Below are 24,470 nucleotides of genomic sequence, written 5' to 3'. Positions count from 1 at the left end.
GGGCGCCAGCCGGGTGGCGACCCCGATCCGGTTCCAGGCGTTGATCATGGCGATCGCCACGACCAGCGTCGCGAGCTGCGTCTCGTCGTAGTGCTCGGCCGCCTGCCGCCACACCTCATCGGGTACGGCCTCGCGGTCGGCCAGCCGGGTGGCCTCCTCGGTCAGCGCGAGAGCGGCCCGCTCGGCGGGCGTGTAGTAGGGGGCCTCCCGCCAGGCGGCCACCGACCAGATCCGCTCGTCGCTCTCGTCCGACTTCTTCAGGTCGCGGCTGTGCATGTCGACGCAGAAGCCGCAGCCGTTGATCTGGCTGGCCCGCAGCTTGACCAGGTGGATCGTGCTGTGTGGCACCCCGCTGCGCAGCAGGAAGCCCTCGACGGCGAGGAACGACTGGTACGCCTCGGGGGCCAGCTCGGCCACGTTGATCCGCTGAGACATGAATACCTCCATCGTGTCGTGGTTACGACGACAGGACGGGACAGGATCAGAGAGTGTGACACTTCCGGCGAGATCTCAACGAACCGGCCCGCCCGGAGGTCCAAGCCCGCCTGGGTACGGTATTGATCGACGGAGACCCGCAGCGGCTCGGCGACCACTGGTTGCCGGCGTTTCCCCTGGAGGCCCGGTCCCTGACGGCCCGCACGTGACCCGGTCCGAATATGGCGTCCCCTTGGCGAAAGGACACCAGGGAACGGGGTATCCCCTCGGCGAAGCGACCGCGCAAAGGAGATCATCATGGCCGTCTGCGAGACGTGTGGCAACGACTACGACATGGCCTTCGAAGTGCACGCCCAGGGAGCGGTGCACATCTTCGACTCCTTCCAGTGCGCCATCCAGACCATGGCGCCGATCTGCGAGCACTGCGGCACCCGGGTCATCGGCCACGGCGCCCAGTTCGGCGAGCACTGGTACTGCGGTGCCCACTGCGCCCGCCAGGAGGGCACCGAGGGCATCGTCGACCGCGTCATGGCCGGAACGTCCCGCTAGAGGAGACTCTCCATCGGGTCCGGACGCCGAAGCGGTGGGCACGGAGGGCTTCTCCTGATCGTGCGCAGTGCGCAGACTGTAGGGCGTGGCCGACTTCGATGTGGTTGTCATAGGTTCCGGACCCGGCGGGCAGAAGGCGGCCATCGCCGCGGCGAAGCTCGACAAGCGGGTCGCGGTGGTCGAGAAGAAGCACATGCTCGGTGGTGTGTGCATCAACACCGGGACGATCCCGTCGAAGACGCTGCGGGAGGCGGTCCTCTATCTCACGGGGCTCAACCAGCGAGAGCTATACGGCGCGAGTTACAGAGTGAAGGACGAGATCACTGTCGCGGATCTTGGGATGCGCACCCAGCATGTGATCGGCCGGGAGATCCAGGTGATCCGGAGCCAGTTGGGCCGTAACCATGTGACGGTCCTGCAGGGAACCGGGCGGTTCCTGGATCCGCACACCATCGGGATCATCGGAGACGAGGAGCGGAAGGTCACGGCCGAGAAGATCGTGATCGCCACGGGCACGTCGCCGGCCCGTCCGTCGAGCGTGGAGTTCGACGACAAGACGGTCATCGACTCCGACGCCATCCTGCACCTCGACCAGGTGCCTGAGACTCTCGTTGTCGTCGGAGCCGGGGTCATCGGCATCGAATATGCCTCGATGTTCGCGGCGTTGGGCACCAAGGTCACCGTGGTGGAGCGACGCGAGCGAATGCTGGAGTTCTGCGATCTGGAGATCGTGGAGGCGCTGAAGTACCACCTGCGAGACCTGGCCGTCACCTTTCGGTTCGGCGAGAACGTCGCCGCGGTTGAACGCCGGCCTCGCGGCGCCCTCACTTTCCTGGAAAGTGGCAAGAAGATTCCCGCCGACTGCGTCATGTACTCAGCCGGACGTCAGGGCAAGACAGCCGAGCTCTGCCTGGAAGCCGCCGGGCTCACCGCCGACGATCGAGGCCGGATCGAGGTGGACACGAACTACGCCACGTCTGTCCCGCACATCTACGCCGTCGGCGACGTAATCGGCTTCCCCGCGCTGGCGGCCACTTCGATGGAGCAGGGGCGGCTGGCCGCGCAGCACGCGTGCGGCGAACCGGTCGCGGATATGCACGAGTTACCGCCGATCGGGATCTACACGATCCCCGAGATCAGCTTCGTCGGGAAGTCCGAGGACGAGCTGACCCGTGACAAGGTCCCGTTCGAGGTGGGTGTCTCGCGCTACCGGGAACTGGCCAGAGGGCAGATCATCGGTGACTCGTACGGCATGCTCAAGCTGCTCGTCTCCTCTGAGGACCGCAGGCTGCTCGGCGTCCACGTGTTCGGTACGGGCGCCACCGAACTCGTCCACATCGGGCAGACGGTCATGGGCTGCGGCGGGACGGTCGACTATCTGGTCAACGCCGTGTTCAACTACCCGACGCTCGCGGAGTCCTACAAGGTCGCCGCCCTGGACGCGATGAACAAGATGCGAGTGATCGCCCGGTTGACGGCCGAACTCTAAGCGGGATGCACGAGACCTCGACACCTTCTTCTCGGGAACCGCATACGCGTCTGGTTGGCTGTGGGCATGATCAACAGCGACTCTTTGTCTCGGCCTGACCCGATCGCCTATCTCGACCAGGTGGCCGCGAGCGCGGCAGGCCGGGGCTACAAGCAGCAGGTGCTGAAACTACTTGATCTCCAGCACGGGCAGACCGCGCTCGATATCGGCTGCGGGCCGGGGACCGACTTGGCGGCGATGGCGACCGCCGTCGGGCCGGCCGGTCGGGTCATCGGAGTTGACCGGGATCCGGTGATGATCGCGGAGGCTCGTGCTCGCCTCGCGGGACAGCCCCTGATCGAGATTCGCTCTGGCGATGTCCATGCGCTGCCGCTGGAGGAGGGCAGTGTCGATCGAGCTCGCACCGACCGCGTGCTCCAGCATGTGGCCGATCCGGCGCGGGTGCTGGCGGAGTTTCGCCGGGTGGCTCGTCCCGGAGGGCGGATCGTCATGGCCGAACCCGACTGGGAGGGGCTGTTGATCGACTCCCCTCAGCCGGCCATGAGTCGAGGACTGAGCCGGTTCTTGGTCGCTGAGATGATTCGTAACGCGACCATCGGCCGCGGCCTGGCCCGGCTGTGCATGGAGGCGGGCCTCGTGGTGCGGACCGTGGTGACGGTGGCGCCGGTGTTTCGCGACTTCACGACGGCTGATCACGTATTTGGGCTGCGTCGCAATGTGGCCCGGGCCATCGATGCCGGCTATCTCGAACCCGATGCCGAAAGGTGGATCGAGGACGTCGGCTCTCAGCCGTTCCTGGCCTCGGCCCTGTTGTTCTTGGTGGCGGCTGAGGTTTCCGGGTGACGGCCGGACTTGTTCGGCTACTCATGCTGAGGTGAGTGATCGTCTCCAGCCGGGTCGGCCGGCACGGTGCCGACGCCGGTGATCACGGCGATCCCGTCCGCTGACGGGGCTCAGTCGGCGATGCCGCCGGCGCTGAGGTTGGCGACGGTCGCGGTCATGGCACCGGCGCGGTCAGAGGCGATGAAGGCCGCGGTGTCGGCGACTTCGGCGAGGGTGGGGAGCCGCTTGAGCATCGTGCCCTCTTCGAGGATCGCCCGGAACTGGGCGGGGGTGACACCGGCGCCCGGCGCCATCATGGCGAAGTTCTCCACGATGAGCGGGGTCTCCGGGATCGCGTGGGAACGCAGGCAGACCACCCGGACGCCGGCTGGTCCCAGCTCGGCGGCCAGGGAACGCGAGAACGCCTCAAGGGCGGCCCAGGCCGGTGCCATCCCGCCGACCAGCGCGGCCGCCGTCCGGGCGGGTGTGGCCGTCAGTGTCACGATCACACCCGAGCCCTGGCCGGCCATGTGCCGGGCCGCGGCGGTCGCGGTGATGAAGTGGGAGCCGGTGTAGAAGGCGATGGGGCGGGCGAAGGCTTCGCCGGCCAGCTCCGTCAGTGGTGTGCCCTGGATCCCCCGTTGCGGCAGGCCGACGGCGTTGAAGGACACGTCCAGGCGTCCCGCCCGCCCGATCACGTCCTCCAGGTGCTCGGCCACCGCGTGCTCGTCCAGCGCGTCGACGGCGGCGGCCTCGGCCTGCCCGCCCGCGTCGCCGATCTTCTCGGCGAGCCGCCGCACCTGTGAAAGGTCGCGGCCGGTGAGGAAGAGGCGGGCGCCCTCACGCGCGAATGCCTCGGCGACCGCGCTGCCGACCGCTCCGGCGGCTCCGTAGATGACGGCGTTCTTGTTCTCCAGCAGCATCGTTGCCTCCCAGGCATCAAGACAGGCGACGGCCCGGGCATCCAGCCATGGGCCGCTAGCATGATGCAAGTAACATAGAGGTCCACGCTTGCGTGATGCAAGTGGCCAGTGGGGCGGATGGGAATCCCCGACGCCCGGGGCCGGGGGCGAGGTGAAAGCCGGTGAAGCCCAGGCGACGTGGACGAAATCGTCCGTGGTGACCTCTTCGGTGCTGCGGACCATCTCTCGGAAATACGGAAATATCCCTACGAGAATGTCGGTCCGACTCGCTACCCTCCTGGAGGTCGTCAACGGGAGGGCGCGGAGTGCGGACCAAGGGCGTGGGGCGGTGGCTGCCGGGGTTCCTGCTGCTGGCAGCCGTCTGGGGCAACAGCTTCTTCTTCATCAAGGTCGCCGTGGCCCACCTGCACCCGCTGCAGGTGTCGTTCGGCCGGATGGTCGTCGGGGCGTTCGCCCTGCTCGTCGCCCTGGCGATCGGCCGCAGGGCACTCCCGCGTGACCCCCGCCTGTGGGGTCACTTCCAGGTCGCGTCCGTCGTGCTCACGACCCTCCCGTTCACCCTTTTCGCGTACGGCGAGCAGTACGTGTCCTCGGTGGTCGCCTCCATCTGGAACGCCACCACCCCGCTCTGCACCCTTGCCTTCACCCTGGTCCTTCGCGCCGAGAAGCCGACCCGCGGCCGTGTGGCCGGGCTGGGGCTCGGGTTCGCGGGGGTCATGGTGGTGCTCGGGATCTGGCAGCCGATGGCCGGGGGACAGCTGGAGGGCAGCCTGGCCTGTTTCGGCGCCGCGGTCTGCTACGGAGTGGGCGGCGCGTACATGGGCCGGTTCATCACCGGACGCCGTCCGGAGCCCGCGGTGGTGCTGGCGGCGGGCCAGTTGCTGAGCGGCGCCGTCCAGCTGGGCGTGGTCACGCTCGCGGCGGGCGTCCCGCTGGTGAACACCGCCGCCCCGGCCCCCGTCTGGTGGAGCCTGCTCGCCCTGGGCGGGCTCGGAACCGGTGTCGCCTACCTGCTGCTCTACTGGGTGCAGGCGCAGGCGGGGGTGACGACCACCTCCACGGTGACCTATCTGCTGCCGGTCTTCGCCACCGTCTCGGGCGTGGTCCTGCTGGGTGAGACGCTGAGCTGGAACCAGCCCGTGGGCGCACTGGTCATCATGGTCGCCATCGCGTTGACCCAGGGAACGCTCCGGTTCACCCGCCGCCGCGACGCCGTTCCGGCCGCCTGACCGCTCGGCGGCGCCAGGCGGCCCGAGGGGTCACTCGTCGGTGGGCGTGCGGCGGCCGCGGGCCGGCGGCTTCTTGCGGCCCGCCACCAGCGTGTCGCCCGGCGACGGTGAAGGGGTGGACTCGTCGGGCGGGGCGGAGTCGCCCGAGCGCCGCGGCCGGGGATGCGGAGCCGTGTCCTCCAGCTTGGCCGCCTCGGCGGCTTCGGGTTCGGACGAGCCGGTGGACGCCTTGCCGCCGGACTGCTTGCCCTCAGACTGCTTGCTCCCGGACTGCTTGCTTCCGGACGAGGCGCCCGGCGAGCGCGCCGGCTTCGGAGCGCTCAGGGGCGAGGGCACGTCGGGATCGCGGAGCGAGGCGATGACCTGGTCGGCCTCCGAGTCGGCGGCGAACTCGCTGGCCGCGGCCGACTCCCTGCGCCGGATCACCACCATGTGGTCCACCGACACCCGCCCGGCCCCCACCACGGCGAGCAGCAACGCCGCCGCGCCCAGCAGGATGATCTCGTTCAGGGTGATCGGGTTGAGCGGCGGCGCCACCAGGAACACCGCCAGCGCCTCGGCGAACAGGATCAGCCCCACGACCGACACGGCCAGCCCGGCGATCAGCAGCGCTCCGCCGATCAGCTCGGTCAGCATGGTCACGGTGGCCCAGGCGCCCGGCGCGGGCGCTCCCTGTCGCGTGAACTCTTCTCCGGTGGCCTTCAGGCCGATCTCCAGTTTGTTCCAGCCGTTGGAGAAGAAGATGCCGCCCACGCCTAAGCGGGCGACCAACGCGGCAAGATCACGGACGGCTTGTTTCACGGTTGATGCCTGCCCTAATCGGGACATCACACACCTCAATCACGGCGGAGCAGCATGGCCACGGCGACGGCGGTCAGGCTGAGGAGGACGACGCTCACGACGACGGTCGTGTGCAGGGCGTTGACGAAGGCCCACCGGGCGGCGTCGAGCAGCGCGCCGCCCGCGCTCCCGCCGATCTCGTTCGCCACGTGGGCCGCTCCGGCGAGTGACTGTCTCGCCTGGTCCATGCCGCCGGCGGGCACACCGGGCACGGATGCCAGCGCGGGGGCGTACGCGAGGGTGGTGATGGTGCCGAGCACCGCGACGCCCAGGCCGGCGCCCAGCTCGTAGGCGGTCTCCTCGATGGCGGCCGCTCCGCCCGCGTGGGACTCGGGCGCGGCCGACATGATCGTGTCGGAGGCGGCCAGGAGAGAGACCTGCACGCCGAAGCCGATGCCCACGAAGCAGAGCGCGAGCATCACCGGATGGCCTTCGACGCCCCAGGTCAGCGTCGGGGTCAGGGCGAGCGCGACGAGCCCGAGCCCGCCGCTCATGGTGGCCCGCAGACCGATCCTGGGCAGGACGTGGGCGGCGGCCAGCCCGCCGATCACGGCCGAGACGACCAGCGGCAGCATCCTGAGCGCCGCGCGCACGGGGCTGTCGCCGAGCACGAGCTGGAGATACTGCGCCAGCATCAGCTGCAGCCCCACCAGGGCGAACACGCCCAGCAGCACGCCGATCACACCGGTGCTGAACTCGCGGTCGCGAAACAGGCGGACCTCCAGCAGCGGCGTGGGCAGCCGGATCTGCCGCATGACGAACCACACCAGCAGCGCCACGCCGCTCAGGAAGATCGAGAAGGACGCGCCGAACGGCATCAGGCTGCCCGAACCGGCCTCCTTCAGCCCGAACGCCAGCGCCAGGATGCCGAACACCGACAGCGCGGCGCTCAGCCCGTCCCACGGCCGGTCGTCCCGCCTGCGCGACTCCGGCAGCAGCTTTGCGGCGGCGGGCAGCAGCACGAGCAGGATGGGCACGTTGATCAGGAAGACGGCGCCCCACCAGATGCCCACGAGCAGCCCGCCGACCAGCGGCCCGATCGCGGCTCCGGCGGCGGCAACCGCGCTCCAGACCCCCAAGGCGATGGCCCGCTCGCGCCGGTCGGTGAAGACCTGGCGGATCAGCGAGAGCGTGGCCGGCATGATCATCGCACCGCCGACGCCCAGCAGCGCCCTGGACAGGATCAGGGCCAGCGGCGTGGGGGAGAAGGCGGCGGCGGCCGAGGCCACCCCGAACAGGACGAAGCCCGCCAGCACCATCCGCTTGCGCCCGTAACGGTCGCCGAGGGCGCCGAACATGATCAGCAGCGGCGCCACGAGCAGTGAGTAGACGTCGATGATCCAGAGCAGCTGCACCGCGGACGGCTCCAGCGCCGCGGTCAGCGCGGGCACCGCGATGTGCAGGACCGTGGCGTCGACCGTGATCAGGAGCAGGCTCAGGCAGAGGACCAGGAGGATGGACCAGCGGTTGTCGTGGTGTCGCCGAACCGCGCTTCGTGCGACGGGCGCGGCCTGTGTGACGGTCATGGGCCTCCTCGCAGGCCGATCCGATCACTACGGGCCCGCACGTGCTGGTGGTCACGGCCCGCTTCGGAGCTCGCGGGCGGGCGACCGGCTCTCTCCTCCCGAGCTCCTCCGCTCCGGCCTGCGTGGCAGCTTAAGCCATGCCATGCCCTTGGTATAGCGGTATGGACGCATCCACCGCCCCACCGGCACCTCTCTAGAGAGATACAGCCATATGTCGGCACCTATCCAACCTTCGTTGACCAGCCGATCATGGACAGAGTGGGTACCGGCCCAGGCGATCAGTACCGCCCTGACCACAGTGACGACCACAGGGACGACCACGGTAAAGACAACGGTAAAGACCACGGTGACGACAAAGGCGACGACAGCGCCGGCGGATCCCCGCGCGACCGGTGCCGGGAGGCCGTCACCTGCCTCGACGCCGGACGCCCCGAAGACGCGCTGACCGCGGCCCGCGGGGCGGCCGATCTCGACCCGTTCAGCGAGTGGGCCCACCGCCTGACCAGCCTCGCCTTCGAACGCCTCGGCCGCGACGCCGACGCCCTCCCGCCGGCCCGGGAGGCGGTGCGCCTGGCCCTCGGCTCCTGGTCCGCCCGGGTGCGGCTGGCCTCGGTCCTGCGCCGCCTGCCCGGCCACTGGGACGAGGCCCTCGACGAGGCGGCCCTGGCCCGCCGTTTCGCCCCCGAACAGCCCGGCCCGTACGTCCTCGACGGCGATCTGGCCCTGCTGCGCGCCGAGCACTCCCGTGCCGCGACCGCTTACCGGGCCGCGCTCGACCTCGACCCCGGACATCCCCAGGCGCGGGTCAACCTGGGTCTCACACTGCTGCGCTGGGACCGTCCCCGCGCCCATCACGACCCCGCCTGGCCGGTCGAGCCGCGCGAGACCGGCAGGGCCAGGCGCGCGCTGGAGGTGTGGTCGCGCCAGGCCCGCCTCCTGGTGGCGCTCGCCACGCTCGCGGTCGCGGTGGCCGCCCTCGGCTTCGACCGCGGAGCGGAGGCCCGGCTGGGCGGGTTCGCGGTGCTCGTCCTGCTGGTCCCGCTCACGGTCGGGCAGGCGCGCCGGGTCAGGGTCTGGTCCTACGTGCCTGCCATGCTCGGCCGTGACCCCTGGCTGGGCACCGCCGTGGTGTCGGCGGCGGTGTCGGTGGTCGCGTTCGCCGCCTGGCTCGGCCTGGCGGCGGTGCCGGGCCTTCCGTCGTCGTTCGACCCGGTATGGGCCGGTCTGGCGGCCATCGCGGTGCTGGGCTGGCCGATGCTCGCCGCCCTGCGCGCCCTGGCCGACACCTGGCGCGGCCGCCCGCTCAAGGCCCTGGCCGAGTTCACCCGCGCGGCGGGCGAGCCCGCGACCGTGCGGAACGTGGCGGGTGAGCGCACGGCCAGGCGGAACACCGGGGTGGCGCTCTGGATCGTGCTCGGCCGTACGTGGTCGCTGCTGGTGCCGCTGGTATGCGGCGCGCTGGCCGTGGAGCCGCGGGCCGCGGTGCTCGCCGTGGCGGTGCCGTACCCGCTGGTCGTTTCCTACCGGCGTGCCCGGTACCGGGAGGACAGGTGGCTGGCGACGGCGACGCTCCTGGTCGTGCTCGCGGCGGCGGCCTGCGCGGCGGGCGGGCTGCTGGGATCGGCGTGGGCCTGGCGAGCGGGGCTGAGCGCGCTGGGCGCGGTGGCCGCCGTGTTCGCGCTGCGGGCCGTGCGCGCGTGGTGGCGGGGCGCGCCCGGCCCGTGGCGCGCGTCGCTCATCATGTGCGACCTGCCGGCCGGCGCCGAACCGCCCGTCGCGCTGACTTCCGAGGCACGGCAGGCGTTCGCGTACGCCAGGAACGTCGTCCTGTCGTACGGCGACTCCCTGGGACCCCGGGTGGTGGGCGCGGTGGCGACGGTCGGGCCGTCCGGCGAGCTCAGGCTGATCGCCGGGAGCGAGGCCTGGGAGGCGATCGAGGCCGATCCCCGGGTGGCGGTGTTCGCGGCGGACCCGCTGCAACGACGGTTCTGGGTGGAGGTGCGGGGCATCGCGCTGGCCGACGCCGACCTGCTGCGCGTCACGCCCAAGCAGGTGCTCATGGGCGAGTTCCCTGGGCGGCACCAGCGCCGCTAGCTAGAATCTTGTTCTATGCGAATCCTCCGCACCCCCGGCGAGCGTTTCGCCGTCCTGCCCGACTTCCCCTACGAGCCCCGATACGCCGAGGTGGACGGCCTGCGCATGGCCTACGTGGAGGCCGGGCCACCGGACGGCGAGCCCGTGGTCCTGCTGCACGGCGAGCCCAGCTGGTCGTTCCTGTACCGGCACGTCATGCGGGAGCTCGCGGCGGCGGGGCTGCGCGCCGTCGCGGTCGATCTGGTCGGGTTCGGCCGATCGGACAAGCCGGCCGAGCCGGGCGATCACACCTACGCCCGGCACGTGGAATGGACGCGGGCACTGCTGTTCGACGCCCTGAAACTGACCGGCGTCACCATGGTGGGCCAGGACTGGGGCGGCCTGATCGGGCTCAGGATCGCCGCCGAGCACCCGGAGCGGATCGCCAGGATCGTGGCCGCCAACACGGGCTTGCCGACCGGTGACATTCCCATGCCGGAGGTGTGGCACCGCTTCAGGGACGCGGTGGTCAACGCGCCGTCGCTGGACATCGCCAGATTCGTCCAGTCGGGCTGCAGGACCCAACTGCCGCCAGACGTCCGCGCGGCCTACGACGCGCCGTTCCCCGACGAGTCGTACAAGGCGGCGGCCAAGGCGATGCCCGGACTGGTGCCGACCACTCCGGACGACCCGGCGGCGCCCGCCAACCGTGCGGCGTGGCAGGTTCTCACCACGCTCGACCGCCCCTTCCTCGTGGCCTTCTCCGACGCCGACCCGATCACCGGCGGCATGGCCCCGATCCTGAAGAAGTCGATGGCGGGCGCGGCCGGGCGCGACCACCCCGTGATCGCCGGCGCCGGTCACTTCCTCCAGGAGGACGCGGGCGCCGAACTCGGCCGCCACATAGCCGCATTCGTCACCGTCACCTAGCGTGTCAGGTCCGCCCAATCGTCGGTCCGGTGCGATATAACCGGGGGCGGACCGGGGAGGCGTGATGCGTGAGTCCGACAGGGCCCAGGCCGCGGGGCGGGCCGCGGCCCGGGATCTGTTCGAGCGGGTGCGGCTGCGCTATTTCCGCCTTCCCCCGGCCGTGCGCCGGGTGATGTACATCTCGGCGCTCATCGGCTCGGTAGGGCTGGGCGCTGCCTTCGGCTGGGACCTGGCCCAGACCTTCATCATCACGCTGGTGGCGCTGGCCTTCGTCGCGCTCACGCTCCGCTTCCCGCGGGCCGCCGCGACCGCGCTGGTGGTCGGTGTCTGGGGCGTGGTGGTGATCGGCTCGTCCGGTCTGCTCTTCCCGGCCGACTCGGCGGCCCCGACGCTGCTCCTGCTGCTGGCCGTGCCGGTCGCCGCCGCCGCCCACCTGATCCGGTGGGTGGCGCCCTGGCTGACCGCCCTGCTGGCCCTCCTGCCGGCCGGTCTGCTCGCCGCGGCAGTCTCCCTGGTCTCCGACGCCATCGCGGTCTGGGTGGCCTACGGCGTGGCGGCGGCGGTCCTGCTCTACCGTTTCCTGCTCGCTCGCCGGGCCAAGGCCGAGCTGACCGTCCAGGAGCAGGAGCAGCTCCGCATCCGGGTGCGCGAGGGCAGGCCCGGAGCGCCCTCCGACAGGTCGCCCCAGCCGCCCAGCATCTCGGTCGAGGAGGCGCTCAGCGAGCTGGAGAGCATGATCGGCCTGGCCCCGGTCAAAGAGCAGGTGCGTTCCATAGCGGCGTCCATCGAGGCGTCGCGGCTGCGGGCCGAGGCGGGCTACACGGCGGGCCCGCCCACCCGCCACTTCGTCTTCGTCGGCCCGCCCGGCACCGGCAAGACCAGCGTGGCCCGCACGGTCGCGAAGATCTTCTACGCGTTCGGCCTGCTCGAGACCCCCTACGTGGTGGAGGCGCAGCGGGCCGACCTGGTGGGCGAGTTCCTCGGCGCGACCGCGATCAAGACCAACGAGCTGGTCGACCGGGCGCTGGGCGGGGTGCTGTTCATCGACGAGGCCTACGGCCTGGTCATCTCCTCCGACGGCCAGCCCGACAGGTTCGGGGCCGAGGCCGTGCAGACACTGCTCAAACGAGCCGAGGACGACCGCGAGCGGCTGATCATCATCCTGGCCGGCTACGAGCAGGAGATGACCTCCTTCCTCACCTCCAACCCCGGCCTGGCCAGCAGGTTCGCCACCCGGGTGCGCTTCCCCAGCTACTCGCCCGGCGAGCTGGCCGAGATCACCGCGCTGCTCCAGCGGCAGCGGGGCGACACGATGTCGGCCGAGACCAAGACGGCGCTGCTCGGCCTGTTCGAGGACGTGCAGCGGCGCGGGCTGGTCGACGAGCTGGGCAACGCCAGGTTCGTGCGCAGCCTGGTCGAGGCCGCCGCGCAGGCCCGCGACGTGCGGGTGGTGGGCGCCGGCGGCTCGCCGACCACCCAGGATCTGGTGACCACCGCCACACCCGACGTGACCAAGGCGTTCAACGAGCTCACCGCGCGCTTCCGCGGCTACGAGGCCACGCCCACGCTGGAGGAGGCGCTGGCCGACCTCGACCGGATGGCCGGCCTGGCGCCGGTCAAGCGGCAGGTGCACGCCATCGCCGCGCAGCTGCAGGTGGCCCGGATGCGGCAGGAGCGCGGGCTGCCCACGCCGCCGCAGATGCGTCACTTCGTGTTCGCCGGCCCGCCCGGCACCGGCAAGACCACCGTGGCCAGGGTCCTCGGCCGGGTCTTCGCCGCGCTCGGCCTGCTGGCCAGGCCCGACGTGGTCGAGGCGCAGCGGGCCGACCTGGTCGGCCAGCACCTGGGCGCGACCGCGATCAAGACCAACGAGCTGGTCGACCGGGCGCTGGGCGGGGTGCTGTTCATCGACGAGGCCTACAGCCTGACCAACCCCGGCTACTCCGGCGGCGACGCCTTCGGCGCCGAGGCCGTGCAGACGCTGCTCAAACGGGCCGAGGACGACCGCGATCGGCTCGTCATCGTGCTGGCCGGCTACCAACGCGAGATGGACGCGTTCCTGTCCACCAACCCCGGGCTGGCCAGCCGGTTCAACCAGCGGGTCGCCTTCCCCAGCTACTCGCCGACCGAGCTGTCGGAGATCGCCGTGCTGCTCGCCGACAAGTCGGGCGACCGCTTCGACGACGACGCGCTGCGCGACCTGGACGAGGTGTTCGCCTGGGTGTGCGACGAGCGGCTGATCGACGGGCTGGGCAACGGCCGGTTCGCCCGGTCGCTGTTCGAGCGCGCGGCCATGCGCCGCGACGTGCGGCTGGCGGCGCTGGCCGGCAAAGGCGGCTCCACCACCTCGGCCGAGCTGACCACGATCACCAGTGACGACGTCCGCACCGCGATCGACGAACTTTCCGGGCGCTGACCCGACGCTTCCGTGCGCCGTCCCCGTGGCATGGTGTAGCAATATGACTACGCACCGTGCGCGGGAAGGGGGGCGATGGCCGGGTTCCTGGCCCGCAGGCTGCTCAACTACCTGGTGCTCGTCGCCGTCGCCGCCAGCCTCGCCTACATGCTGGCGGCCAGCGCCCTCGACCCGCGCTCCAACTACGCCGACCGCACCCCCAAGCCGCCGCCTGCCGTGGTCGACGCCCAGCTCACCGCGCTCAACCTCAACGACCGCACCCCGCTGATCCAGCGCTACGCCACCTGGGCGACCGGGGTGCTGCACGGCGACTTCGGCAAGAGTGTGACGGGGTCGCCGGTCAACAGCGACCTCGGCCGCCGGGCCGGCGTCACGGCCCGGCTGGTCCTGCTCGGGCTGGCCTTCGGCAGCCTCGCCGGGGTGCTCCTGGGCGCCTACGCCGCGGTCAGGCAGTACGGGTGGTTCGACCGGTTGTCGACGGGAGGGTCCTTCGTGGTGCTCGCGGTGCCCGTCGTCGTGCTGGCCAACACGCTGATCCTGCTCGGCACCTGGGCCAACGAGAACGTCTTCGGCCGGCAGGTGTTCCTCGTCAGCGGCGAATACAGCGCCGGCCTCGACACCGGGTTCTGGGGGAGCCTGCTCGACCGGATCCAGCACCTCATCCTGCCCACGGTCTCGCTGTCGCTCGGGCTGATCGCGGTCTTCAGCCGCTACCAGCGCAACATGATGCTCGACGTGCTCGGCGCCGACTACGTCCGCACCGCCATGGCCAAGGGGCTGAGCAGGCGCCAGGCGCTCATCAGGCACGCGCTGCGCACCGCGCTGATCCCCGTCGCGACCTACTTCGCGTTCACCTTCGGCACCCTGCTGACCGGGGCGACCTTCACCGAGAAGATCTTCGGCTGGCACGGCCTGGGCGAGCAGCTGATCAACTCCATCTTCACCAACGACGTCAACACCGTGGCCGCCATCTCCTTCATCGCCGCGATCGCCGTGCTCTGCGCGTCCCTGGCCGCGGACCTTCTGCACGCGGCCCTCGACCCGCGGGTGAGGGCGGGATGACCCTTTCCGAGGAGGAGCTGGGCGAGGACCTGACCGGGACTCGCGAGCTCCGGGCACCGTCGCGGGGCAGGATCGTCGCCAGGAGGTTCTTCGGATCCCGGCAGGGGCGGATCGGTTTCGCCGTGCTCGTCCTGATGTTCCTGCTCGCGTTCGCCGGGCCGATGCTCAGCCCGTGGTCCTACACCGACAAGGACTTCACCGCGTTCCTGCAGCCGCCGTCGGCCGCCCACTGGTTCGGCACGCTGCAGACGGGGGCCGACGTCTACGCGGTCACGCTGCGCGGCATGCAGAAGTCGCTCGTCGTCGGCCTGCTCGCCGCCCTGGTGTCCACCGCGCTGGCCGCCGTGGCGGGCGCGTTCGCCGGCTACTTCCCGGGCTGGACCGACCGGGCGGTGTCCTGGGTCACCGACCTGCTGCTCGTGCTGCCCGCGTTCCTCATCCTGGCGATCATGTCGCCGCTGTTCGGGGCCGGGAAGTGGGTGCTGTTCGTGCTCATGCTGGCGCTGTTCCTCTGGATGGTCACCTCCAAGATCGTCAGAGGGATGACGATCTCGCTGAAGCGGCGCGAGTTCATCCAGGCGGCCCGGTTCATGGGCGTGCCGCCGATCACGATCATCTTCCGGCACGTGATCCCCAACCTGTCGTCGCTGCTGATCGTCGACGCCACCCTGAACGTCAGCGCCGCCATCCTCACCGAGACCTCGCTGTCCTACTTCGGCTTCGGCATCCAGCCGCCCGACGTCTCCTTCGGCACGCTCATCGCCGACGGCTCCCGCACCGCCGTCTACGCGCCGTGGACGTTCTGGTTCGTCGCCGGGCTGCTGGTGATCACCGTGCTGGCGGTCAACCTCATCGGCGACTCCCTGCGTGACGCCTTCGACCCCACCTCCGCGAGGGCGCGATGATCCCGGTCCTCGAGGTCGCCGGCCTCAGCGTCTCCTTCGGCCGGGTGCCCGCCGTTCGGGGGGTGAGTTTCGACGTATGCCGAGGCGAGGTGCTCGGCATCGTCGGCGAGTCCGGCTCCGGCAAGTCCGTCACCTCGGCCGCCGTCATGGGCCTGCTGCCGCCCGGCGCCACGGTCACCGGCTCGGTGCGGCTGCACGGCAAGGAGCTGATCGGAGCCCGTGAGCGGGAGCTGACCGCCCTGCGCGGCAAGGCCATGTCCATGGTCTTCCAGGATCCGCTCTCCGCGCTGACCCCCGTCTACCGGGTGGGCGAGCAGGTCGCCGAGGCCGTCCGGGTCCACCAGCGGGTCTCCCGAGAGCAGGCCATGGTCAGGGCCGTCGACCTGCTCGACCTGGTCGGCATCCCCAACGCCGGGCAGCGGGCGCTGGCCTTCCCGCACGAGTTCTCCGGCGGCATGCGGCAGCGCGTGATGATCGCGATGGCCATCGCCAACGATCCCGATGTGATCATCTGCGACGAGCCCACGACCGCGCTCGACGTCACCATCCAGGCGCAGGTGCTGGAGGTGCTGAAGAAGGCCCAGCGGGAGACGGGCGCCGCGATCGTCATGATCACGCACGATCTCGGAGTGGTGGCCGGCTTCGCCGACCGGGTGCTCGTCATGTACGCCGGCCGGGTGGTCGAGGCGGGTGCCGTGGACGACATCTACTACCGGATGCGGATGCCCTACACCGTGGGGCTGCTCGGCTCGATCCCGCGCGTCGACCGGGGCGGGCGGCGGCCGCTGGTGCCGATCGAGGGCACCCCGCCGTCCCCCGCGGAGCTGCCGCCCGGGTGCCCGTTCGCGCCGCGCTGCCCGATGCGGGTCGAGGCCTGCGACGACGGTGAGCCGCCGCTGTTCGACGTGGCCGTGGGCCATCGGGCGGCGTGCATCCGGTGGGAGGAGGTCCGGCCGCGCACGCGCGACGGGCACGTGCCGCCGCCCGCCCCGAGGCCACCGCGAGGAGAGCCGGTGCTGCGGGTCGACGGCCTGGTCAAGGAATACCCCCTGATGCGGGGCGCGGTGTTCAAGCACCGCGTCGGCACGGTCCACGCGGTGGCCGGGATCAGCTTCGACATCAGCGAGGGCGAGACGCTCGGGCTGGTCGGCGAGTCGGGCTGCGGCAAGACCACGACCCTGCTGGAGATCCTGGAGCTGGCCAGGCCGCAGCGGGGCCGCATCGTCGTGCTCGGGCACGACACCGCCCATCTCGGCGCGGCCGAGCGGATGGCGATCAGGCGCGACATGCAGGTCGTCTTCCAGGACCCACTGGCCTCGCTCGACCCGCGCATGACCGTCTACGACCTGCTGGCCGAGCCGCTGCGCACACACGCGAAGGGCGACCCCGGCCGGCGGATCGGCGAGCTGCTCGCCCTGGTCGGGCTCGACCCCTCACACGCCGCCCGCTACCCGCAGGACTTCTCGGGCGGCCAGCGGCAGCGCATCGGCATCGCCCGTGCGCTCGCCCTGGAGCCCCGGCTGCTGGTGCTCGACGAGCCGGTCTCGGCGCTCGACGTGTCGATCCAGGCCGGGGTGATCAACCTGCTCGGCTCGCTGCGGGCCCGGCTCGGCCTTTCCTATCTGTTCGTGGCGCACGACCTGGCCGTGGTCCGCCACATCGCCGACCGGGTGGCCGTCATGTACCTCGGCAGGATCGCCGAGATCGGCGACGTCGACGCGGTCTACGACGCCCCGGCACACCCCTACACGCAGGCGCTGTTGTCGGCGATCCCGCTGCCCGACCCCGTCCGCGAGCGCTCACGCAGGCGGATCCTGCTCGAAGGCGATCTCCCCAGCCCGGCCGATCCGCCGTCGGGCTGCCGGTTCCGCACCCGGTGCCCGAAGTTCCGGGCAGAGCTGACCGGCGACCAGCGGACACTGTGCGTCGACGTCGAGCCCGAGGTGCGACGGCTCGGCGAGGACCAGGGTGCCGCCTGCCACTACGCCGAGAAGCTCGAAGTCGTCTAGACCAGGAGGAATCCCTTTGATGAAAGCATCACGTCTGGCCGTCGCCATGGCCTTCGCGGGCTCGCTGTCGCTGGCGGGCTGCGGAGGTGGCACGGGCGGCTCGGGCGGGCCGGTCGGCGGGGGTGACGCGCGCGCCCTCAAGGCCTACGACATCAACCCGCAGCCGCGCGACCGGGTCAAGGAGGGCGGCACCCTGCGCTGGGGCATCAACGAGTTCCCCGCGCAGTGGAACCGCAACCACGTCGACGGCAACCTCGCGGTGGCCGCGATGATCAGCAACGCGCTGCTGCCCGCGCCGTTCGTCTCCAACGAGAAGGCGGAGATCACCCCCAACCGTGACTACCTGCTCAAGGCCGAGGTCACCGACAGGGAGCCGAAGCAGGTCGTCACCTACACCCTCAACCCCAAGGCCAAATGGTCCGACGGCAAGCCCATCACCTGGGCCGACTACCAGGCGCAGTGGCAGGCGCTCAACGGCCGCGACTCCGCCTTCCACATCGTCTCCTCGACCGGCTACCAGGACATCGAGCGGGTCGAGCGGGGCAAGGACGACTACACGGTGATCGTCACCTTCACCCGGCCGTTCGGCGACTGGCAGTCGCTGTTCGGGCCGCTGCTGCCGGCCGCCACCAACAAGACACCCGAGGCGTTCAACGAGTCCTGGCTGAACAAGATCCCCGTGACGGCCGGGCCGTTCACCTTCAAGGGCTTCGACCAGACGGCCAAGACCATCACGCTGGTCCGCGACGGCAAGTGGTGGGGCGACCGGGCCAAGCTCGACCAGATCATCTACCGTGCCTCGGAGCAGGACTCCCTGATGGGCGCGTTCGGCAACGGCGAGCTCGACATCACCGACGTCGGCCCGTCCGCACCCGACTACGCCCGCGCCAGGTCCACCCAGGGAGCCCAGGTACGCCAGGCGGCCGGCCCCGATTTCCGCCACTTCACCTTCAACGGCTCCAGCGAGCCGCTCAGGGACGTACGCGTCCGCCAGGCGATCCAGCTCGGCATCAACCGTGAGGCCATCGCCCAGTCCGACCTCCAGGGCCTCGACTGGCCGATCACCCCGCTGAACAACCACTTCTTCATGAACACCCAGGAGGGCTACCAGGACAACGCCGGCGACCTCGGCGCCTACAACCCCGAGCGGGCCAAGCGGATGCTGGACGAGGCGGGCTGGAAGCTCGACGGCCAGGTGCGGCGCAAGAACGGCAAACCCCTCGAACTCCGGTTCGTGGTGCCGTCGGGCGTGCAGACCAGCAAGTCGGAGGGCGAGCTGGCCCAGAGCATGCTCGGCCAGATCGGGGTCAAGCTGTCGATCCAGGCGGTGCCGAGCGACGACTTCTTCACCAAGTACGTGATCCCCGGCAACTTCGACATCACGCCCTTCGCGTACATCGGGACGCCCTTCCCGGTGTCGAGCAGCTACGGCGCCTATGCGAACTCGTCCGACGGCAAGACCTGGAACGCCAACTTTGGCCGCACCGGCTCCGAGGCCATCGACCGGACGATGAACCAGGCGAGCCAGAACCTCGACCCCGCACAGGCGCGGGCCGACGCCAACGTGGCCGACAAGCTCATCTGGCAGGAGGTCAACGTGCTGCCCCTCTACCAGCGGCCGCAGTTCGTGGCGGTCAAGACGACGCTGGCCAACGTGGGCGCGCGCGGCTTCTACGACCTGCGCTACCAGGACATCGGGTTCACCGGCTGACACCCGGGTTGCCGGTGGGCCGGGTAGAAGTGACGGCGGGGGAGTTCTGCGAGACTTGCCCCATGTCACGGCCCTTCGCGCAGGTCGACGTCTTCACCGCCACGCCCTACTTCGGCAACCCCCTCGCCGTCGTCCTCGACGGAGACGGCCTGAGCACCGAGCAGATGCAACGGTTCGCCCACTGGACCAACCTGTCGGAGACCACCTTCGTGCTGCCGCCTACCGAGCCGGACGCCGACTACCGGGTCCGGATCTTCACCGGCTCGTCCGAGCTGCCGTTCGCCGGTCACCCCACCCTCGGCACCTGCCACGCCTGGCTCGAGGCCGGCGGCATCCCCAAGGACGACGCCGCGATCGTGCAGGAGTGCGGCGCGGGGCTGGTGCGGGTGCGCAGGACCGACGGCGGGCTCGCGTTCGCCGCGCCACCGCTGCGACGGTCCGGGCCGGTGGCCGAGCCGCTGGTCAAGCACATCGCCGAGCTGCTGGGCATCGGTCGCGACGAGATCGCCGACGCCGAATGGGCCGACAACGGTCCCGGCTGGGTGGCGGTGCTGCTCCGTGACGCCGCCGCGGTGCTCGCCCTGCGACCCGGGCGCGTCGATCTCGACCTCGGCGTGGTGGGTCCCTACCCGCCCGGATCGCCGCTCGACTTCGAGCTGCGGGCGTTCTGCCCGTCCGAGGGCGGCACGGTCGAGGATCCGGTGACCGGCAGCCTCAACGCCTCCGTCGCCCAGTGGCTGCTGCGCACCGGCCGGGCCACCGCCCCCTACCTGGCCGGCCAGGGCACCGCGCTCGGCCGGGCGGGCCGGGTGCACGTCTCCGCCGAGGGTCAGACCGTGTGGGTGGGCGGCTCCACCGTCACGTGCGTCAGCGGGCGGGTCGAGCTGTGAAACGCACCTCGTCGCCCGGGCACAGCTGGGCGGCGATCGCCAGGTCGGCCGTCACGACCACGCCGATGACGGGATAGCCGCCCGTCGGCGGATGATCGGCCAAGAACACGATCGGCTGCCCGCTCGGCGGCACCTGAACGGCCCCGATGACCATGCCCTCGCTGGGCAGCTCACCCTCCCTGGACCGCGCCAGCTCCCGGCCGCGCAGCCGTACCCCCACGCGGTTGCTGTCCTGGCTCACCTCGTACGGCTCCGCGCACAGCTCGGCGAGCGCGCCCGGGACGAACCAGTCGTCGCGCGGCCCGGGCAGCAGCCGCAGCACCGCGGGCCCGGGAGCGCGCGGCGGGGCCAGATCCACGGAGATCGGCGCCGGCGCGTCGACGGCCCCCACGGGCAGGACGGTTCCGGCACGCAGCGGCTCGGGCCCGAGCCCCGACAGCGAGTCGGTGGAGCGGCTGCCGAGCACCGGCTCGACCGCGATCCCGCCGCGCACGGCCAGATAGGTCCGCAGCCCCCGGGATGGCGCGCCGAACCGCACCTCGCCGCCCGCCGGAACCCAGAACGGGGCGTACATGCCGGACGCGCCGGCGAGGGGCTCCAGCGGGCAGGGCGCGCCCGTGACGGCGACCCACGCGCCCGAGCGGAACACCAGCCGGGCCCCGCCGTAGGTCAGCTCGATCCCGGCGGCCCCCTCGGGGTTGCCGACCAGGCGGTTGGCCAGCCGGAGGCTGCCGGCGTCGGCCGCGCCCGAACCGGGCACCCCCAGGTGGGCGTAGCCGTGGCGGCCCAGGTCCTGGACGGTCGCGTAGGGGCCGGGCGCGAGCACCTCGATCATGCGCGCTCGAATCGTACGCGTGTCCCCGGCCGGAACAGCGACGGCGGGTCGGAGCCGACGTCCCACACCCGCACGCGGGTGCGGCCCAGCAACCGCCACCCGCCGGGCGAGGCGGTGGGGTAGACGGCGGAGTAGGGCCCGGCGATGGCCACGGACCCGGCGGGCACCAAGGTGCGCGGCGTGTCGAGCCGCGGCAGGTGGAGCGCCGGGTCCAGCCCGGTCAGATAGGCGAACCCCGGGGCGAATCCGAGCCACCCGACCACCAGCTCCGGTCCGGTGTGCCGGGTGATCACCTCCTCCACGGAGAGGCCCGCCAGCCCGGCCACGGAATCGAGATCCGCGCCGTCATAGACGACGGGAATCGTCACCACGCCCTCCGGCGCCCCCTGGGAGGGCGCGCCCGGCGCCTGCTCGCGCGCCTCGGCGAGCAGCTCGCCCAGCCGGGCCCGCAGCCGGTGCTGGTCCGCTCCGGGGGCCACGACCAGCACGGTCTCCGGCCCGGGCACGATCTCCACCACCCCTTCGGGACCGCGGGCGCGCAGCACGGCGTCGAGCCGGTGAGACACCTCCAGCGCCCCCGTCTCCACGAGCAGCGCGTGCTCCCCCGCCGTCCGGATCACGCCCCCACCCCGCGTCCCCTCCCCGCCGCCGGCATGACGGTCACGCGAACGCCTGCAGGACCACGCCGGCCCCCAGCAGCCCGTCTCGTACGGCCTGCGCCAGCCGCACGGCGCCGGGCGTGTCGCCGTGGACGCAGATGGAGCGGGCCGAGACCGCCACCGGGGTGCCGTCGACCGAGGTCACCGAACCCTCCACGGCCATCCGCACCGCACGGGCCGCCACCGTGGACGGGTCGTGAATGAGCGCCCAGGGCTCCCGGCGTGACACCAGGGCTCCGGCGGAGGTGTAGGCGCGGTCGGCGAACGCCTCCGTGATCGTGGGCACGCCCTCGGCCGCCGCGACCCGGTGCACGACCGACCCGGGCAGCGTGAGCACCGGCAGCGACGGGTCGTAGTCGGCCACCGCGTCGACGAGCGCCGCCGCCTGCTCCTCGTCGCGGCAGACGCGGTTGTAGAGGGCGCCGTGCGGCTTGACGTAGGAGACCCGCCCGCCCATCGCCCGGGCGATGCCGTCGACGGCGGCCAGTTGGTAGAGCACCTCGGCGCAGAGCTCCTCCGGCTCCAGATCCATCTCCCGGCGCCCGAAGTGGGCCAGGTCGCGGTAGGACACCTGGGCTCCGATCGACACGCCGCGGTCGACGGCCGCCGCGCAGGCGCGCCTGATGGTCACCGGGTCGCCGGCGTGGAAGCCGCAGGCGATGTTCGCGCTCGTGACGATGTCGAGCAGCGCGAGGTCGTCGCCGAGCTTCCAGATGCCGAAGCCCTCGCCCAGGTCGGCGTTGAGGTCAATCACCATGAACCCATCGTGACTCCTCCGCTCCACGAAGGAGCGGCTTCTCGTTTTCCCGGCCGTGGTGGCCGGGAAATCACTGCCTCGGCGCGACGAAGAGCGTCTGGGTCGCGGTGCCGACCTCGCCGCTCTCGTCGTACAGGGTGGAGCGGGTCAGACCGCGGCCCGCCGGTCCGATGACGGTGGAGGCGTCCATGCAGATCCACTCGCCGGCCGGCGCGCGGAACAGGGAGATCGTCAGGTCGACGTTCACGAACAGATGGGTCTGGAAGTCGAGCGCGTGGCTGATGCCGTTGCCGCTGTCGGCGAACAACGCCAGCCGCTCCAGCGGGGTGATCTCCTCGCCCTCGACCAGCGGCATCGCGATCCTGCCCCACACCATGGCAGGGCCGGTGACCATCGGCCCGCCGGTGACGAAACGCCAGTCCAGCGCCCTGCCGTAGCCGAAGCCCGAGCCCAGCCACGAGCTCCGGTCGGCCTCGGACGGCGGCGGGACGGGCGCGGGCGGTCCGACGGCCGGCGTCGCGGGCGTGCCGGACTCCCTGATGCGCCAGGCGGTGGCGCGGCAGTGCTCGCGGCCGCCCGACCAGACGCTCGCCGCCAGGCACTGGACGCGCTTGCCATCGCGGATCACGTCGGTCCGCAGCTCCAGCTCGCCCACCGGCACCGGGCCGAAGACGTCCACGGCCAGGCGTGACAGCTCCAGGCCGGGCCGCGGGGCGGTCTGGGCGAGCTCGTGGGCGATCAGGGCGGTGACGGGACCCATGTGCTGCGTGGCGGGATCCCACGGACCCTGGGTGTGCTCCGACGCGAGGTAGCGGCCGGTGGCCAGCCGGGTGTACATCGACATAGAACGAAATTCTATGGTGGGCCGCGTCCTCCGGTCCGCCGCGGATGACGGGGCCCGTGCCTAGATCTCGTCGGGGATGTCGGCGATGTCGTCCAGGGCGGCGGCGAGCTCGTCCGGGTCGCCGCCGATGCGCTCGGCGATCTCGATCAGCACGTGCAGCACGTCGTGACGGTCGTGGCCCAGGTCGAGCAGGCGCTGCGCCGCCTCCCACAGCTGCGGCGGGTCGCCCACCCACAACCGGCCGGCGATCTCCTCGTGCCAGGCCAGGTGCTCCTCGTCGACGGCGCCGACGTGGTCGATCTCCAGCAGGGTGCGCCGGTCGGCGTCGTCGGCCGGGTTGAGCCGGTCGAGGTCGACGCCGTTGTGCACGCCCTGCAGGAACGGGAACGCGAAGACCCGCCTGGCCAGCGCCGACAGGTCGCCGTCGGGCAGCAGCCGCTCCAGCAGCGGCCGGTCGAGCCCGAACGAGGTCGGATCGCGGTAGGCCTCGGGGAACTTGCCGATGGCCTCCCACACCGCGTCGAGCGTGGCCTTCAGTCCCCGCTCGGGCAGCCCCGTGCGCCGGGCGGCGAAGCGAACCCAGGCCGCCAGCACGTGCGGCATCGCCTCCTGCTCGGCCACGCTCAGCATCACCTTGCGGGGCAGCCAGTCGAGCAGGAACGTCTCGCACTTGGTGGGGCTGACCCGCAACGGCCGGCTGAAGTCCTGCTCGCAGCCGTAGTCGATGATGTGGTCGGCGCAGCGCGAGGCCGCCGACGGGTCGGACAGGTGCTCGGCCGCGTCGGAGGCGAGGAACTCGGCGGCCAGCATGGCCCGCCGCTCGCGGCTGTAAGGGGCCTCGATGCGCAGGGGGGCCGGACGCTTGCGGCCGGGCGGCAGCGCCTTGAGCCGGGCGCGCGCGAACGCGTGGTAGGCGCTGTAGCTCTCGCTGACCGGGGGAGGGGTCTTGGGCTCGCCGGTGGCCTTCATGGCAGACTCCAGCAGCGCCCTGGCCTGCTGGGGCTCGATCTCCTCGAACAGCAGCATCGCGTTGCCGGCCGCCTCGGCCCGCGCCTTCTCGAGCAGCTTGTCGACCTGGGAGGAGACCCAGGCGTCGCGCGCCATGCCGGACATGTTGTGGTCGACGACCATGACCAGCGCGTGGCGGTCGTGACCGGACCCGGCGGCGGGCTCCTCACCCCAGCGGTAGGCGAACGTGCAGATCACCGTGTCCTGGTCGCCGTAGGCGTCGCGGGAGACGTAACAGCCGGTGGGCTTGACCGCGCCGACCCGGTCGGCCCAGCCGGGCCTGGCCACGCCGGACTCCATGAGCGCGAGCGCCGCGCCCTCCGCCTTGGCGCCCTGGCGGGCGGTGCCGAGATAGGCCAGGCAGATGAGCAGCGTCAGGGAGGCCGGGGTGCCGGCCTTGGCGGCGTAGTCGACCAGACCCTCACCGAGAACCTGCTCGACGTCGCCGCCCCTGACCCGCCGGCCCCACCAGGCGCCGATCATGTCGGAGACCATCAACTCGGCGTCCAAGGGGCTGCGCACCGCGAGCAGCTCGCGAGCCGCCTGCACCATCTCCTT

General features: G+C 71.5%; 21 protein-coding genes. 12 read left to right on the top strand and 9 right to left on the bottom strand.

Features of this window, described 5'->3' with window-relative positions; all coding sequences use genetic code 11:
- Positions 1-435, bottom strand: a 435-nt coding sequence (locus AB0C16_RS27685; RefSeq protein ID WP_357686888.1) for a carboxymuconolactone decarboxylase family protein, incomplete at its 3' end; no start/stop codon positions are given.
- Between the two features lie 297 nt (positions 436-732).
- Here AB0C16_RS27685 and AB0C16_RS27680 point away from each other — a divergent pair.
- The 3 genes from AB0C16_RS27680 (at position 733) to AB0C16_RS27670 (ending at position 3,316) form a co-directional block, all read left to right on the top strand.
- Positions 733-984, top strand: a complete 252-nt coding sequence (locus AB0C16_RS27680; RefSeq protein ID WP_357686887.1) for a hypothetical protein — start codon at positions 733-735, stop codon at positions 982-984.
- Between the two features lie 85 nt (positions 985-1,069).
- Positions 1,070-2,473 (top strand): Si-specific NAD(P)(+) transhydrogenase, encoded by a 1,404-nt coding sequence (gene sthA / locus AB0C16_RS27675; protein ID WP_357686886.1) that lies wholly within the window; start codon positions 1,070-1,072, stop codon positions 2,471-2,473.
- Positions 2,474-2,539: 66 nt separating this feature from the next.
- Positions 2,540-3,316: a methyltransferase domain-containing protein gene (locus tag AB0C16_RS27670; protein WP_357686885.1), complete on the top strand. Its 777-nt coding sequence runs from the start codon at positions 2,540-2,542 to the stop codon at positions 3,314-3,316.
- A 110-nt stretch (positions 3,317-3,426) separates the two neighbouring features.
- On the opposite strand, the gene AB0C16_RS27665 is transcribed toward AB0C16_RS27670, so the two are convergent.
- A complete protein-coding gene (locus AB0C16_RS27665; RefSeq protein ID WP_357686884.1) occupies positions 3,427-4,218 on the bottom strand; it encodes an SDR family oxidoreductase in 792 nt (263 codons plus the stop codon).
- 305 nt (positions 4,219-4,523) lie between these two features.
- Between AB0C16_RS27665 and AB0C16_RS27660 the strand changes: the two genes are divergently transcribed.
- Positions 4,524-5,447 (top strand): DMT family transporter, encoded by a 924-nt coding sequence (locus tag AB0C16_RS27660; protein ID WP_357686883.1) that lies wholly within the window; start codon positions 4,524-4,526, stop codon positions 5,445-5,447.
- 30 nt (positions 5,448-5,477) lie between these two features.
- Here AB0C16_RS27660 and AB0C16_RS27655 read toward each other — a convergent pair whose 3' ends face one another.
- Together AB0C16_RS27655 and AB0C16_RS27650 are read right to left on the bottom strand one after the other, a co-directional pair.
- Positions 5,478-6,218 (bottom strand): DoxX family protein, encoded by a 741-nt coding sequence (locus AB0C16_RS27655; RefSeq protein ID WP_357686882.1) that lies wholly within the window; start codon positions 6,216-6,218, stop codon positions 5,478-5,480.
- A 65-nt stretch (positions 6,219-6,283) separates the two neighbouring features.
- Entirely contained in the window at positions 6,284-7,813 is a 1,530-nt protein-coding gene (locus AB0C16_RS27650; protein ID WP_357686881.1) for an MFS transporter, read from the bottom strand.
- 258 nt (positions 7,814-8,071) lie between these two features.
- On the opposite strand from AB0C16_RS27650, the gene AB0C16_RS27645 reads away from it, so the two are divergent.
- From AB0C16_RS27645 to AB0C16_RS27610, 8 genes are all read left to right on the top strand, one after another.
- The gene (locus AB0C16_RS27645) at positions 8,072-9,907 is read left to right on the top strand and encodes a hypothetical protein (RefSeq protein ID WP_357686880.1); all 1,836 of its coding nucleotides are present in this window, start codon (positions 8,072-8,074) and stop codon (positions 9,905-9,907) included.
- 15 nt (positions 9,908-9,922) lie between these two features.
- Positions 9,923-10,816, top strand: a complete 894-nt coding sequence (locus AB0C16_RS27640; protein ID WP_357686879.1) for a haloalkane dehalogenase — start codon at positions 9,923-9,925, stop codon at positions 10,814-10,816.
- Positions 10,817-10,880: 64 nt separating this feature from the next.
- A complete protein-coding gene (locus AB0C16_RS27635) occupies positions 10,881-13,232 on the top strand; it encodes an AAA family ATPase (protein WP_357686878.1) in 2,352 nt (783 codons plus the stop codon).
- Positions 13,233-13,307: 75 nt separating this feature from the next.
- Entirely contained in the window at positions 13,308-14,294 is a 987-nt protein-coding gene (locus tag AB0C16_RS27630) for an ABC transporter permease (protein ID WP_357686877.1), read from the top strand.
- Complete coding sequence (locus AB0C16_RS27625) at positions 14,291-15,199, top strand: ABC transporter permease (protein ID WP_357686876.1); 909 nt, start codon at positions 14,291-14,293, stop codon at positions 15,197-15,199. The genes AB0C16_RS27630 and AB0C16_RS27625 overlap by 4 nt, the downstream gene beginning before the upstream one ends.
- Positions 15,196-17,208 carry an ABC transporter ATP-binding protein gene (locus AB0C16_RS27620; protein WP_357686875.1) on the top strand — a complete coding sequence of 671 codons (2,013 nt, stop codon included), beginning with the start codon at positions 15,196-15,198 and terminating at the stop codon, positions 17,206-17,208. Before AB0C16_RS27625 ends, AB0C16_RS27620 begins: the two co-directional genes overlap by 4 nt.
- A gap of 19 nt (positions 17,209-17,227) precedes the next feature.
- Positions 17,228-18,919 (top strand): ABC transporter family substrate-binding protein, encoded by a 1,692-nt coding sequence (locus AB0C16_RS27615; RefSeq protein WP_357686874.1) that lies wholly within the window; start codon positions 17,228-17,230, stop codon positions 18,917-18,919.
- A gap of 62 nt (positions 18,920-18,981) precedes the next feature.
- Positions 18,982-19,809: a PhzF family phenazine biosynthesis protein gene (locus AB0C16_RS27610; RefSeq protein WP_357686873.1), complete on the top strand. Its 828-nt coding sequence runs from the start codon at positions 18,982-18,984 to the stop codon at positions 19,807-19,809.
- Here the strand turns inward: AB0C16_RS27610 and AB0C16_RS27605 are convergent.
- The 5 genes from AB0C16_RS27605 to AB0C16_RS27585 all read right to left on the bottom strand — a co-directional run bounded on the left by AB0C16_RS27605 (position 19,787) and on the right by AB0C16_RS27585 (position 24,464).
- Complete coding sequence (locus tag AB0C16_RS27605; RefSeq protein WP_357686872.1) at positions 19,787-20,644, bottom strand: biotin-dependent carboxyltransferase family protein; 858 nt, start codon at positions 20,642-20,644, stop codon at positions 19,787-19,789. The two genes, AB0C16_RS27610 and AB0C16_RS27605, sit on opposite strands and share 23 nt — an antisense overlap.
- Complete coding sequence (locus tag AB0C16_RS27600) at positions 20,641-21,264, bottom strand: allophanate hydrolase subunit 1 (protein WP_357686871.1); 624 nt, start codon at positions 21,262-21,264, stop codon at positions 20,641-20,643. Before AB0C16_RS27600 ends, AB0C16_RS27605 begins: the two co-directional genes overlap by 4 nt.
- A gap of 40 nt (positions 21,265-21,304) precedes the next feature.
- The gene (locus AB0C16_RS27595; RefSeq protein WP_357686870.1) at positions 21,305-22,060 is read right to left on the bottom strand and encodes a 5-oxoprolinase subunit PxpA; all 756 of its coding nucleotides are present in this window, start codon (positions 22,058-22,060) and stop codon (positions 21,305-21,307) included.
- 70 nt (positions 22,061-22,130) lie between these two features.
- A complete protein-coding gene (locus AB0C16_RS27590; RefSeq protein WP_357686869.1) occupies positions 22,131-22,904 on the bottom strand; it encodes a thioesterase family protein in 774 nt (257 codons plus the stop codon).
- 60 nt (positions 22,905-22,964) lie between these two features.
- A complete protein-coding gene (locus tag AB0C16_RS27585; protein WP_357686868.1) occupies positions 22,965-24,464 on the bottom strand; it encodes a hypothetical protein in 1,500 nt (499 codons plus the stop codon).
- Positions 24,465-24,470: the final 6 nt, after the last annotated feature.

The sequence above is a fragment of the Nonomuraea sp. NPDC048916 genome (assembly GCF_040649575.1).
Lineage (GTDB): Bacteria > Actinomycetota > Actinomycetes > Streptosporangiales > Streptosporangiaceae > Nonomuraea.
This window is presented reverse-complemented; position numbering and strand designations above follow the sequence as displayed.